We start from the raw sequence: 13,245 nt of genomic DNA, 5'->3' as shown, positions 1-13,245 counted from the left end.
CGTCCTGCGTGCCCCGGTGCCCTAGCGGTACCGGGGCACGTTGCGCTCCGAGGGCTTCGGCCACGGGTTGAACGTGCAGCCGCCCCGTCCCTTCGACTGCTGCATCATGACGGGCGCCTTCTGGCCCTTGCCGCCGCACGACTTGTGGTGCCAGCCGAGCCAGTGCCCGGTCTCGTGGTTGACCACCATGTGGCGGTAGCCCAGCAGCGTGGTGCCCTTGGCGGCGTTCCACGCCGGCGACGCGTGCTTCCAGCGCTCCTGGTTGATGATGACGTGGCGGCCGACGCGGCAGCTCCACGTGGACGAGCACGCGCTCGAGTAGGTGGGCACGCGCGACGCCTGCGCCAGCACGATCGTCATGGAGCCGCCGGACTTCACGCGCTTGAACCGGATGCCGGCGGCCCGCCAGCCGCGCGGGTCGTCGAGGATCTCGGCGACCTGGCGCTTGAAGGTCTTCACACTCGTGGTCATCTTGCCGTTCGTGACGATCGAGTACTTCACGGTGCGTCGCACGTCGCGCACGTGCTTGACCTTGCGCCACGGCGAGCGCCTCGAGACGGTCGTGTAGCCGGGGCGGCTCACGGTGACCCGCACGCGCAGGGTGCTGCCGACGTCCTGGGCCTTGAGCCGGTACTTCCACCGGTTGGCGCCCTTGATGGGCTTGCCGTTGCGCAGCCACTGGGTGCGGATCTTCAACCCGCCGACCGAGTAGCGGCCGACCGACCGCGTCAGCGTCTTGCCGAACCGGTGGGTGCCCTTCACCTTCGGGTTCTCGAGCACCACGATCCGCTGCGGCGCCGGCTGCGAGGTGGGCGCGACGGCCGCAGGGGCCACGGGCGTGGGGCCGGCCGCCTGGGCGGGCGCCGCCGAGAGCAGGCCCACGGCCAGGACGAGGGGAAGCAGCAGTCGCGCGAGCATGCGCTCAGGCTAACCCGCGGACTCCCGCTCCCCCGCATCGAGACGCGGCGGCCCTCACTCGTAGAAGACGCGCTCCACGACCTGGCGGGCCCGGCGGGTGATCCGCATGTAGTCGTTGACCATCTCCTCGGTGTGGTCCTGCCCGATGCCGAGGATGTGGGCGAGCCCGGTGCGGTCGGCGGCCGTCTCGACCATCGACTCGGCGGGCTTGGCGCGCCACAGCACCACGCCGTTGCGGATGCGGGTGACGAGCCGCCACGAGTCGATCAGCGCCTGGGCGTCGTCGGCCGAGAGGATCTCGGCGTCCGCGGCCGCCTCGAGCGCCTCGATCGTGCGGGTGGTCCGCAGCGCCGGAACGCGGTGCGCGTGCTGCATCTGGAGCAGCTGGATCGTCCACTCGACGTCGGCCAGGCCGCCGCGGCCGAGCTTGAGGTGCGTGTTCGGGTTCGCCCCGCGCGGGAGCCGCTCGGAGTCGACGCGCGCCTTGATCCGGCGGATGTCGCGCTCCTGCGAGGCCGAGAGGCCGCCCTCGGGATAGCGGAGCGGGTCGATGAGCTCGGTGAAGCGCGTGCACAGGTCGGGGTCGCCCACGGCGGCCTCGGCACGCAGCAGCGCCTGGGCCTCCCACGTGTCCGACCACTTCGCGTAATAGGCCGCGTACGCCTCGAACGTGCGCACGAGCGGCCCGTTCTTGCCCTCGGGTCGCAGCCCGGCGTCGATCTCCAGGGCCGGGTCGGCGCCGGCGGCGCCGAGCATCTGACGGATCAGCTGGGCGATCCACAGCGCGCACGCCTTGGCCTCGTCGACATCGGCGCCCTCGACGGGGTCGTGCACGAACATGACGTCGGCGTCGGAGCCGTAGCCGGCCTCGTGGCCGCCGAGGCGCCCCATGAGGACGATCGCGTTGCGGGTGGGCAGCGGACGGTCGTTCTCGAGGGTCCAGGCGGCCTCGGCGGTGGCGAGCGTGGCCGAGATCGTGGCGGTGTTGATCGCGGTCAACGCCTCCCCCACCTCGGTGACGTCGAGACGGCCCAGCACGTCGGACATCGCCACGCGCGACAGCTCGCGACGCCGGATCCGCCGGACGGCGCGCACGGCGCCCTCGGGGATCTGGTGGCGCTTCGCCGCCAACGTCATCTCGGTGTCGAGGCGGTCGAGGTCGCGCGGCACGAGCGCCGCGTCGTCACCGAGCAGCGCCACGGCGTCGGGCGCGCGGCGGATGAGGTCGGTGACGTACGTGCTGGAGGCCAGCATGTGCGCGAACTGCTGCGCGCCGGTGCCCTCGTCTCGCAGCTTGCGCAGGTACCAGGGCGAGTCGCCGAGCTCCTCGGAGATCTGCCGGAACGCCAGCAGCGCGGCGTCGGGCTGCGGCGACTCGGCGAACCACGACAGCATCGCCGGCAGCAGCGACCGGTGGATCACGGCGCGGCGGGTGACCCCGGAGGTGAGCGCGCCGATGTGGGCCATCGCGCCCTTCGGGTCGCTGTAGCCGAGCGCGGCGAGCCGGTCCTCGGCCGCCTGCGTGCTGAGCCGCAGCCGGTCCTCGGGCAGCGAGGCGACCGCCTCGAGCAGCGGGCGGTAGAAGATCTTCTCGTGCAGCCGGCTGACGATGCGCCGGTGCGCCTGCCACTCCTTGACCAGGTTGTCGGCCGGGTTCGTCGTGAAGCCCATGCTGCGGCCGATGCGGCGCAGGTCGTCGAGGTCCTCGGGCACCAGGTGCGTGCGCCGCAGCCGGAACAGCTGCATGCGGTGCTCGAGGGCACGGAGGAACTCGTACGCCTCCTCCAGGGCCGAGCCGTCGCGCCGTCCGACGTAGCCGCGATCGGTGAGCGCACGCAGCGCCTCGAGCGTGTTGGAGCTGCGGATGTTCTCGTCGACGCGCCCGTGCACGAGCTGGAGCAGCTGGACCGCGAACTCGACGTCGCGCAGGCCGCCGCTGCCGAGCTTGAGCTGGCGGTCGCGGTGGGCCGCCGGGATGTTCTCGATGACGCGGCGGCGCATGCGGCGGACCTCGGGCACGAAGTCCTCGCGCTCGGCGGCCTTCCAGACCAGCGGCCGCAGGGCCTCGAGGTAGGCGTCGGCGAGCTCGCGGTCGCCCGCGGCGTAGCGCGCCTTCAGCAGCGCCTGGAACTCCCACGTGACCGCCCAGCGGTCGTAGTAGGCCACGTGGCTGGCCAGCGTGCGGGTGAGCGGCCCCTGCTTGCCCTCGGGGCGCAGGTTCGGGTCGACCTCCCAGATCGTGCCCTCGGCCGTGTGGTCGCCGCAGATCCGGATGATCGCGGAGGCCATGCGGGTGGCGGCGGCCGCGGCCCGCTGCTCGTCGGCGCCCGCGACGGGCTCGTGGACGTAGATGACGTCGACGTCGCTCACGTAGTTGAGCTCGTGGCCGCCCGTCTTGCCCATCGCGATGACGGCGAGGCGCACGAGATCCGAGTCGTCCTCCTCGTCCGCCGCGATCCGCAGGGCGGCGCCGAGCGTGGCGACCGCGAGGTCGGAGAGCTCGGCCGACGACTGCGCGAACGTGGTGTGGGCGTTGAGGTCGCGCGCGGCGATCGCGGCGAGCTCGCGGTGGTAGCCCACGCGCAGCGCGTCGGGGTCGTCCACGTCGGCCAGCCAGTCGCGGTACTCCTGCTCGGTGGCGGGCCGCTCGAGCAGCCGCTCCCCCACGAGGTCGCGCACGTACTCGGGGTGCCGACGCCAGAACTCACCGATCGCCCGGCTGGTGCCCAGCACGATCAGGGTGCGCTGGCGCAGGACGGCGTCCTCCTCCATCGCGGCGACGAGCGCGGGACCCTCGTCGGTCTCGGCGATCGCCACGAGCGACGCGAGCGCGCCGTCGGGGTCGGCCACCGCCACGATCTGGTCGACGAAGTCGGACGAGATCTCGCCGAGCCGCGCCAGGTTCGCGGCGGCGGTCTCGGGGTCGGAGAAGCGGGTGCGGGTCACGCGCTCACAGGACCGGCATCAGCCGGTCGATCTCGAACTGGGTCACCTGCGAGCGGTAGTCCTGCCACTCCGCGCGCTTGTTGCGCAGGAAGAAGTCGAAGACGTGCTCGCCCAGCGTCTCGGCGACGAGCTCGCTGGTCTCCATGGTGCGGATCGCCTCGTCGAGGTTGCGCGGGAGCGGGGCGATGCCCATCGCACGCCGCTCGTTCTCGCTGAGCGACCAGACGTCGTCCTCGGCCTCCGGCGGCAGCTCGTAGCCGTTCTCGATGCCCTTGAGGCCGGCGGCGAGGATGAGCGCGTAGGCCAGGTAGGGGTTGCAGGCCGAGTCGGGGGCGCGCAGCTCGACGCGGGCCGAGCCCGACTTGTGCGGCTTGTACATCGGCACCCGCACCAGGGCCGAGCGGTTGTTGTGGCCCCAGCAGACGTAGTTCGGGGCCTCGCCGCCCCACGCGAGGCGCTTGTAGGAGTTCACCCACTGGTTGGTCACGGCGGTGATCTCGGGCGTGTGCTCGAGGATGCCGGCGATGAATGCGCGGCCGGTCTTGCTCAGCTGGTACTCGGCGCCCGCCTCGTAGAAGACGTTCTCGTCACCCTCGAACAGCGACACGTGCGTGTGCATGCCCGAGCCCGGGTGGTCGGTGAACGGCTTGGGCATGAAGGACGCCCACTTGCCCTGGCTCAGCGCGACCTCGCGGACGATCGTGCGGAAGGTCATGATGTTGTCGGCCATCGACAGCGCGTCGGCGTAGCGCAGGTCGATCTCCTGCTGGCCCGGGCCGCCCTCGTGGTGGCTGAACTCGACCGAGATGCCCATCGCCTCGAGCATCGTGATGACCTCGCGGCGGAAGTCCTGGCTGGCGCCCTGGGCCGTGTGGTCGAAGTAGCCGCTGTCGTCGACCGCGACGGGGCGCGTGCCGGGCTCGGGCTTGCTCTTGAAGACGAAGAACTCGATCTCGGGGTGCGTGTAGAAGGTGAAGCCCGAGTCGGCCGCCTTCGCCAGCGCCCGCTTGAGCACGTAGCGCGGGTCGGCGTACGAGGGGCTGCCGTCGGGCATCGCGATGTCGCAGAACATGCGCGCCGTCGCGGGCGTCTCGCCGCGCCACGGCAGGATCTGGAACGTCGACGGGTCCGGCTTGGCCAGCATGTCGGCCTCGTGCACGCGGGCGAAGCCCTCGATGGCCGAGCCGTCGAAGCCGATGCCCTCCTCGAACGCGCCCTCGAGCTCGGTCGGGGCGATCGCCACCGACTTCAACGAGCCGAGCACGTCGGTGAACCAGAGCCGGACGAAGCGGACGTCCCGCTCCTCGATCGCGCGTAGGACGAAGTCCTCCTGCTTACCCATGCGGTCAGTGTAGGGCCGCCGTCGCGCGGTCCGTGTCGCGGTTTCCGTCACCCGGCTCACGTCCGTCGGACGCCCTAGGCTGGGAGTCGTGCCCCACCTTCGTCTCGCCCTCGCCCAGGTCAACGCCGTCGTCGGAGACGTCGACGGCAACCTCGAGCTCGTCCTGCAGCACGCGCGCGACGCGCACGCCGCCGGGGCGCACGTGCTGGTCACCCCCGAGATGGTGCTGACCGGCTACCCGATCGAGGACCTCGCCTACCGCAAGTCGTTCATCGAGCGCTCGCAGGCTGCCGTCGCCACGCTGGCCGAGCGCCTCGCACAGGAGGGCCTGGGCGACCTCGTCGTCATCGTCGGCCACCTCGACCGCGCGACCCACGTGGAGGATCGGCTGGGCGTGCCGAAGAACGCTCCGGTCAACTCCGCCTCGGTCCTCACCGGCGGCGAGGTCGTGACCCGCTACGACAAGCACCACCTGCCCAACTACGGCGTGTTCGACGAGTTCCGCCACTTCGTGGCCGGCGACCGCACTCAGATCATCCAGGTGCACGGCGTCGACATCGCCATCGCGATCTGCGAGGACATCTGGCAGGACGGACCGTCCCAGGCGGCCAAGCACGCCGAGGCCGGCCTGCTGGTCGTGCTGAACGGCTCGCCGTACGAGGCCGCGAAGGACGACGAGCGGCTCGACCTGTGTGCCCGCCGCGCCCGCGAGGGCGAGTGCGCCCTGGCCTACGCCAACCTCGTCGGCGGCCAGGACGAGCTGGTCTTCGACGGCGACTCGCTCGTGGTCGACTCCCGCGGCGAGGTCGTCGCCCGTGCGAGGCAGTTCGAGAGCGAGCTGCTGATCGCCGACCTCGACCTGCAGGCCGCCACCGCCGCCATGCCCGAGCCCGGCACCCGGTTCGAGGGCCTGCTGGTCGAGCGCACCGTCATCAGCAGCGAGCCTCTGCCCGCCTACGAGCCCGTGAGCGGCAGCGTCGCCGAGCGATGGGACGACCTCGGCGAGCGTTGGCAGGCGATCGTCCTGGGCCTGCGCGACTACGTCGAGAAGAACGGCTTCACGTCGGTGCTGCTCGGCATGTCCGGCGGCATCGACTCCACGCTCGTCGCCGCGATCGCGTGCGACGCTCTCGGACCCGAGCGGGTCTTCGGCGTCTCCAACCCCAGCGAATGGTCCACCGAGCACTCGCGCTCCGACGCCGCCGACCAAGCCGAGCGCACCGGCCTCGACCTGCGCACGATCGCGATCGCGCCGATCTTCGACGCCTACCAGGACGCGCTCAGCCTCGACGGGATCGCCGAGGAGAACCTCCAGGCCCGCATCCGCGCGGTGATCTGGATGGGCCTGTCGAACCAGGAGAACCACCTGGTCCTGGCGTGCGGCAACAAGTCCGAGCTGGCCACCGGCTACTCCACGATCTACGGCGACGCCGTGGGCGGCTACGCGCCGATCAAGGACGTGCCCAAGACCGTCGTCTGGGAGCTGGCGAAGTGGCGCAACGCCTGGGCCGAGTCCCAGGGCCAGACGCCCCCGATCCCGCCGAACACGATCTCCAAGGAGCCCTCGGCCGAGCTGCGCCCGGGCCAGCGCGACTCGGACAGCCTGCCGCCCTACCCCGTGCTCGACGGCATCCTCGATGCCTACGTCGAGCGCGACCTCGGCTCGGCCGACGTGGTGGCCGAGGGCTTCGACCCCGCGATCGTCGAGAAGGTCATCACGCTCGTCGACCGTGCCGAGTACAAGCGGCGCCAGTACCCGCCGGGCCCGAAGATCAGCAAGCGCAACTTCGGTCGCGACCGGCGCGTGCCGATCACCAGCCGCTGGCGCGAGAGCCTCTGAGGCCTCAGCCCGCGCGGACCGACAGCAGGACGCGGATCTCGCCGCCGTCCTCGTCGGTCAGCAGCGGGTAGGTGAGGGTCTCGTCCACGGGCTCCTCCGGCTCCTCCCACGACGCGGTTCCCGTCCGCTCCTCGAGGCGCACCACCACGCGCTCGCCGTCGATGTCGCGAGGGCGCCGGTGGTCGTCGTCGGCGGACTTCGGCCACCACGACTCGTAGAACACGTCGCGACCGGCGACGACGAGGCGGTGCGAGACCGCGGGTCCCACGCTCCCCCATGCGGTGAGGCCGACGCCCTCGACCTCGACCGGCAGGTCGGCGTACGGCGGCTCCCCCAGCACCGGCACGAGCTCGTCGAGCACGAGGCGGGCCTGCTCCGCGTTGACCTCGTTGCCCGCCTCGACGAACGTGCGCACCGACGAGGAGCCCGCGGTGGTGCCGAGCACCGGCAGCGCGAGCACGCCGGCCGCGGCCGCGGTGGTGAGGGTGCGGATCCGGTCGTCGGTCGTGCCCTGGCTTCGCAGTGACGCGCGGGCGCGGTGATACGCCCAGAGCGCCACCGCGAACGTGAAGAAGACGGGTCCCGCCATCGTGAAGTCGAGGTAGACGATCCGCAGGTCGCCGCCGGTGCGCGTGCCCGCCCAGAACGTCGCCGCCACCGCGAAGAGCCCGATGACGACCGCGCTGGTCGCCACGTCGACGTCACGGTCGAGCCGGCGCCGGCGCCGATCCCGCCGACGCCAGACCACGGCGACGATCCCGAGCCCGATCAGCGCAGCGCCCGGGTAGGTGACGTCGCCGGTGTCGCGCCACAGGCGGATCCACGGGAAGACCATGTGGGTCAGGTGGACCCAGGCGTCGCCCGTGGGCGTGTCCTCGGTCTTCTCGGCCGTCGTGAGTGCGGCGATCTCGCCGATGTTGTTCGGCGAGTACGTCAGCACCTCGACCAGCGGTCCCAGCCAGCACACGAACGTGACCAGCAGGGTCCGGGCGACCTCGCCCGGTGCACTGCGGAAGCCCCGCCACCAGCGGCGGATCGTCAGGGCGAGCATCCAGGCGCCCAGCAGCCCGACGATCGGCGTGACGCCCAGGTGTGCCTGCCCGGTCCAGCTGACGCAGACCATGAACAGCGGCCACAGCCCCCGGTGTCCGAGCAGCATCCGCCAGGCGACGGCGAGGCTCGCGAGCAGGCCGAAGACCGTGGGCCACGGGTTCCAGGGCAGCACGAGCACCGAGCCGAACAGTCCGTAGAGGGTGACCGTGGCGCCGACCATGACCAGCAGACCCGGACGTCCCGCGGCGCGGTAGCCCGACCACAGCGACACGGCCACGAACGCGGCGAGCACCAGCGCGCAGCCCAGGAGCAGGCCCCACACCCGCCAGCCCGAGAGCAGGTACGGCAGCCCGATCACGTAGAACTCGAGGGGACCCGGGTGGTAGGCGAACACGCCTTCTACGGTCTGGTCGCTCGTCGAGCGCATGCCCACCAGCGGCCAGTGACCGGTCCAGGCGTCGTGGGCGCGGATCGCGATCATCGCGTCGTCGCCCTGGGGCAGCCAGCCCTCGGTCAGGCGTGAGACGAACCAGACGACGATCGGCACCATCAGCAGTCCGAGCGCGATCCAGAACCAGGCGTGCTCGCGCAGGGCGAGTCGTCGTCCGATCCGGGTGGGGATCGAGGCGGAGGAGGTCGACACGGAGCTCCTGGGCGGGGCGGGTTCGAGGTCCCGAGCAGTCTACGGTCGCCGGGCACCGTTCGCCGGGGGCTACCGTGTGGGCATGACTGAAGAGCCCGCACCGTACGGTTCCCGTCCCACCGCCTCGCCCGACGTGCGCAAGGTCCGCACGCACCACCTCGCGAAGTGGAAGTCCGAGGGTCATCGGTGGGCGATGCTCACCAGCTACGACCAGTACACCGCCCAGCTCTTCGACGAGGCCGGGATCCCCGTGCTGCTCGTCGGCGACTCGGCCGCGAACAACGTCTTCGGCTACGAGTCCTCGCTGCCCGTCACGGTGGACGAGCTGCTGGTCCTGGTGAAGGCCGTGACGCGTTCGGTGCAGCGCACGCTCGTCGTCGCCGATCTGCCCTTCGGCTCGTACCAGCGCGACCCGGAGCAGGCCTACGACACGGGTGTGCGGTTCATGAAGGAGGGGCTCGCGCACGCGGTCAAGCTCGAGGGCGGCGCCGAGATGGCGCCCCAGATCCGCAAGCTGACCGAGGGCGGCATCCCCGTCATGGCGCACATCGGCTTCACGCCCCAGTCCGAGCACAGCCTCGGCGGCTACCGCGTGCAGGGTCGCGGTGACGCCCGCCAGCGGCTGATTGATGACGCACTCGCCGTGCAGGACGCTGGCGCGTTCGCCGTGGTGATGGAGATGGTGCCCGAGCCGGTCGCGACCGAGATCACCTCGACCCTGCGCATCCCCACCGTGGGCATCGGCGCCGGCGCCGGCTGCGACGCGCAGGTGCTGGTCTGGCAGGACATGCTCGGCCTGCGCGCCGGCCGCGCCCCGCGCTTCGTCAAGAAGTACGCCGACCTGCGCAGCGTGATCTCAGGCGCCGTCGAGCAGTTCCAGAACGAGGTCGCCGACGGCTCGTTCCCCGCAGCCGAGCACTCCTTCGAGAGCTGACCACGGGGCCCGCTCGGCCGACCGAGCGGGGTTTCCCGTCACGATGCGGGGGACGTTTCCCCGCATCGTGACGGTTTCCCCTGCTAACCGGGGAAACTTCGATCAGCCCTCCGGGATCCAGGCCATGGTGTCCGGGTCGGGCCCGATGCGGCGGCCGGCGTCGAGGGCCGAGACGGCACTCATGTCGGCGTCGGAGAGCTCGAAGTCGAACAGGTCGAAGTTCTGCTTCAGGCGCTCCACCGACGAGGCCTTCGGGAACACGATGTCCCCGCGCTGCAGGTGCCAGCGCAGCACGACCTGCGAGACGCTGCGGCCCGTGCTGCTCGCGATCGCCTGGAGCGCCGGGTCGTCGAAGACCTGGCCCTGCGCGAGCGGCGACCAGGCCTCGGTCGCGATGCCGAGCTCGGAGTCGACCGCGCGCAGCTCGTCCTGGGTGAAGTACGGGTGGATCTCGACCTGGTTCACGGCCGGGACCACGGTCGCCTCCTGCACCACACGACGCAGGTGCGAGGGCTGGAAGTTGGAGACGCCGATCGCACGAGCCTTGCCGGCGGAGTAGACCTCCTCCATCGCGCGCCACGTGTCGACGAAGTCGATGTCGGTCGTCGGCAGCGGCCAGTGGATGAGAAAGAGATCCACGCGGTCGAGCTGGAGCTTCTCCAGCGACTCGTCGAGCGACGAGGCGACCACGGCGGGGTCGTGGCGGTTGTTGTTGAGCTTGGTGGTGACGAAGACCTCGTCGCGCGGCAGTCCGGAGGCGGCGATCGCGGCGCCGACGCCGGCCTCGTTGCCGTACATCTGGGCCGTGTCGATGTGGCGGTAGCCGAGCTCGAGGGCCTCGGCGACCCGGTCCTGCGCGGTCTCCGGCGGCACCTGCCACGTGCCGTAGCCGAATTGCGGGATCTGGACGCCGTTGTTCAGGGTGAGGGTGGGAACGGTCATGCCTCCGACGCTACGGGCTGCACCCGAGCGCCGCACACGCGCAAGCGGCGCCGGCCTACGGCTGCACCAGCACGAGGTCGACGTACCGCTCGTCCCCGGCGACCTGGGTGGCGCCGGCGTCCCGGGCCAGCTCGACCCGGTCGACCACGGCGCCCTCCGGCGGCGGCTCGGGACGGCCGGGATGGCTGTGCACGACCAGCGTGCGGTGCGGCTCGTCGAGGTTTCGCGGGTGCCGGAAGTCGTCCTCGCGCATCCCGTCCACGCGCGCGTCGAAGTACACCTCGTGACCGTCGGCCAGCAGCGCCGCGTAGACCGCCGGGCCGATGCTGACCCACGCGAGACCGCCGACCGTCTCGATCGCGATCGGTCCGTCGGCACCGGCGACCAGCTCGCGCGCCCGGTCGACGACGGGCGCGGCGCGCACGCTGTCCAGGCGCGCGGCGTCCGACAGCGGACGTGGGAGGAAGAGGAAGGCCGCCACGGCCACCGCGACGGCGACCCGGCCCAGCGTGCGGCGGTGGCGCGACCGCCGGACCCGGCCGACGACGGTCCAGGCCACGAGGGTCAGGGGGACCGCGGCCCCGTAGACGATGTACCAGTCCCGGCCCTCCCCCGCGCGGGTGCCGGCCGCCAGCAGGACGAGCGTGCCGATGAGGGTCAGCGGCACGATCGCGAACGGGCGGCCCGAGGTCAGGCCGCGCCCCCGGCGGCCGGTCCACCACACGACGGCGACGACGCCGACGAGCAGCACGAGGGTGGCGAGCAGTCCGCCGTCCCCGGACCGCGCGACGGTCCACAGCAGGCCGAGGTTGTCGGGCTCGTTCCGGGCGACCTCCACCAGCGGCGCCGCCCAGCAGGCCATCCCCAGGGCCACCGACACCACGAGTGAGCGGCGCGGCAGGTCGAGGCGGCCGCGGCGCCCCAGGAGCACCGAGGCGACCAAGGTGACCACGCCGAGCGAGACGGCCACCGGGGCGACCGCCAGGTGCGACTGCGCCGCGAGCGAGACGGTGACGACGAACCCCGGCCACCACCGGCCGTGTCCGGCCAGGACCGCCCAGGCCGACGCGGTGGCGGCCGCCAGGGCGAACATCGCCACCCACGGGTTCCACGGGGTCACCAGGGAGCTGCCGACGCCCAGCACCAGGACGCCGTTCACGACGGTCATCGTCTGCCGTCCCCGCGCGCCCGCAGCCCGATCGGCGGCGGCGAGCGAGACGGCGACGAGGGCCGCGAGGATCAGGAGCGAGCCGACGACGAGCGCCCACGGCGCGAAGCCGCTCAGCGCGTACAGCGGCGCCAGCAGCTGGAACTGCAGCGGACCGGGATGGTGCGCGTGCACGCCCACGACCGTGGCGCCGCTCGTCGAGGGCATCCCCAGCAGGGGCGTGTGCGCTCCGAGGACGTCGTGCGCGCGCACCGCCTCGACCGCCGTGTCACCGTGCGGGACCCATCCCCCGGCCAGGAGGACGACGGCCCACACCAGCAGCGGGAGGACGAGTGCCGCCCACGCGATCGGCCACCCGCCGCGCGGGGGCCGGTCGGACCGCGTCACTCAGGCGAGCCGGCGGGCGGGGCGTCGTCGTTCCAGTTCGGGTCCTCGTCCCACGCCTTCGACTTCTCGTGCGCGGTCTCGAGGGCACGTGCGGCCTCGGCCTCGGTCTCGTAGGGTCCCAGGCGGTCGGACGCCCGGCAGCCCTCCTCGCCCTCGACGGAGTTGTGCTTCAAGCAGTAGAAGTACGCCATGGGCTCATCGTGCCCGATGCGGGGACCGGACGCCCGGGGGCGCGATTCCGGAGGCACCGCGACACGGATGGACGTGACTCCGAGGGAAGCCCCGGGCCTACACCGACCCGAGGCGCCTCACGCACGACCCGGTGGGTGGCCGGAATCGGGGAGCACGTCTGCACCCACCTCACCGTAGGCCCGTATCGGCCCGGGCGCTCTCTCAGAGGCCAGACGTGCCACTCGGACGGCGCTGGCGATCTTGACGGCCAGCTGGGCCGTGACGATCACCAGGGCCACGGGCATGCTGCCGATGAGGACGGCGACGATGATCCCGGCATTGTTCAGCGCCTTGGCCGGATGCGACCAGTTGTAGCGGAACACGGTGGGATCGACCTGGCTGAAGTAGTTGGGACTCACGATCGGCCACAGCAGGAACGAGAGCGAGAGGAGCTGGTCGATCACCATGAAGTTGACGAGGAACATCCCGATGGGGAGAGCCAGGTCCGGCTCGTGCATCACGAGTCCCGCCGCCAGGATCGCGGTGCTCAGGCGATCACTGCAGATGTCGAACACCGCGCCGGCCCTCGTCTCCTGCCCCAGCACGCGCGCAGCGAGCCCATCGAGGCTGTCACCGAGCCAGTACGTGAGGTATCCGGCGATCAGCCACGGGACGGGATCCGAGGCGACGAGCGCGGTGACCGCCAGGACCGCTGCACCCAGAGCGCGGAGCACCGTGATCGCGTTGGGGATCGTCAGAAAGGGACCTGGGCCCGGCAGGTGGTGGGTGGGCGACACCGCCTTGCTCACGTGGCCAACCTACGCGCAACCACTGGCGTGTGCCGGTCGGGAGGACGTCGACCGAGCGCCCTCCGCGAGCCCCACCGCTCCCGGGTCGCCCG

10 protein-coding genes are annotated in these 13,245 nt (G+C 71.8%); 2 read left to right on the top strand and 8 right to left on the bottom strand.

Annotation, left to right across the window (positions count from 1 at the left end):
- Positions 1 to 21 precede the first annotated feature (21 nt).
- From BJ975_RS04295 to BJ975_RS04285, 3 genes are read right to left on the bottom strand one after another with little or no spacing between them, the layout of a single operon-like run.
- The gene (locus tag BJ975_RS04295) at positions 22 to 918 is read right to left on the bottom strand and encodes a DUF3152 domain-containing protein (RefSeq protein ID WP_179423957.1); all 897 of its coding nucleotides are present in this window, start codon (positions 916 to 918) and stop codon (positions 22 to 24) included.
- A 54-nt stretch (positions 919 to 972) separates the two neighbouring features.
- Complete coding sequence (locus BJ975_RS04290; RefSeq protein WP_179423955.1) at positions 973 to 3,864, bottom strand: bifunctional [glutamine synthetase] adenylyltransferase/[glutamine synthetase]-adenylyl-L-tyrosine phosphorylase; 2,892 nt, start codon at positions 3,862 to 3,864, stop codon at positions 973 to 975.
- Positions 3,865 to 3,868: 4 nt separating this feature from the next.
- Positions 3,869 to 5,206, bottom strand: a complete 1,338-nt coding sequence (locus BJ975_RS04285) for a glutamine synthetase family protein (RefSeq protein WP_179423953.1) — start codon at positions 5,204 to 5,206, stop codon at positions 3,869 to 3,871.
- Positions 5,207 to 5,294: 88 nt separating this feature from the next.
- Between BJ975_RS04285 and BJ975_RS04280 the strand changes: the two genes are divergently transcribed.
- The gene (locus BJ975_RS04280; protein ID WP_179423951.1) at positions 5,295 to 7,046 is read left to right on the top strand and encodes an NAD+ synthase; all 1,752 of its coding nucleotides are present in this window, start codon (positions 5,295 to 5,297) and stop codon (positions 7,044 to 7,046) included.
- Positions 7,047 to 7,050: 4 nt separating this feature from the next.
- Here BJ975_RS04280 and BJ975_RS04275 read toward each other — a convergent pair whose 3' ends face one another.
- Positions 7,051 to 8,742 (bottom strand): hypothetical protein, encoded by a 1,692-nt coding sequence (locus tag BJ975_RS04275; protein WP_179423949.1) that lies wholly within the window; start codon positions 8,740 to 8,742, stop codon positions 7,051 to 7,053.
- 82 nt (positions 8,743 to 8,824) lie between these two features.
- On the opposite strand from BJ975_RS04275, the gene panB reads away from it, so the two are divergent.
- On the top strand, positions 8,825 to 9,676 hold the full coding sequence (gene panB / locus BJ975_RS04270; RefSeq protein WP_179423947.1) for a 3-methyl-2-oxobutanoate hydroxymethyltransferase: 852 nt from the start codon (positions 8,825 to 8,827) through the stop codon (positions 9,674 to 9,676).
- A gap of 102 nt (positions 9,677 to 9,778) precedes the next feature.
- Here panB and BJ975_RS04265 read toward each other — a convergent pair whose 3' ends face one another.
- The 4 genes from BJ975_RS04265 to BJ975_RS04250 form a co-directional block, all read right to left on the bottom strand.
- Complete coding sequence (locus BJ975_RS04265; protein WP_179423945.1) at positions 9,779 to 10,618, bottom strand: aldo/keto reductase; 840 nt, start codon at positions 10,616 to 10,618, stop codon at positions 9,779 to 9,781.
- A 55-nt stretch (positions 10,619 to 10,673) separates the two neighbouring features.
- Positions 10,674 to 12,173 (bottom strand): hypothetical protein, encoded by a 1,500-nt coding sequence (locus BJ975_RS04260; protein ID WP_179423943.1) that lies wholly within the window; start codon positions 12,171 to 12,173, stop codon positions 10,674 to 10,676.
- Positions 12,170 to 12,364: a hypothetical protein gene (locus BJ975_RS04255; protein WP_179423942.1), complete on the bottom strand. Its 195-nt coding sequence runs from the start codon at positions 12,362 to 12,364 to the stop codon at positions 12,170 to 12,172. The genes BJ975_RS04260 and BJ975_RS04255 overlap by 4 nt, the downstream gene beginning before the upstream one ends.
- Before the next feature lie 117 nt (positions 12,365 to 12,481).
- The gene (locus BJ975_RS04250; RefSeq protein WP_179423940.1) at positions 12,482 to 13,153 is read right to left on the bottom strand and encodes a CDP-alcohol phosphatidyltransferase family protein; all 672 of its coding nucleotides are present in this window, start codon (positions 13,151 to 13,153) and stop codon (positions 12,482 to 12,484) included.
- Positions 13,154 to 13,245: the final 92 nt, after the last annotated feature.

It is taken from the genome of Aeromicrobium tamlense, from assembly GCF_013408555.1.
Classification (GTDB): Bacteria; Actinomycetota; Actinomycetes; order Propionibacteriales; family Nocardioidaceae; genus Aeromicrobium; species Aeromicrobium tamlense.
The sequence above is the reverse complement of the archived record's forward strand: the minus strand, read 5'-3'. Positions and strand labels throughout refer to the sequence as shown.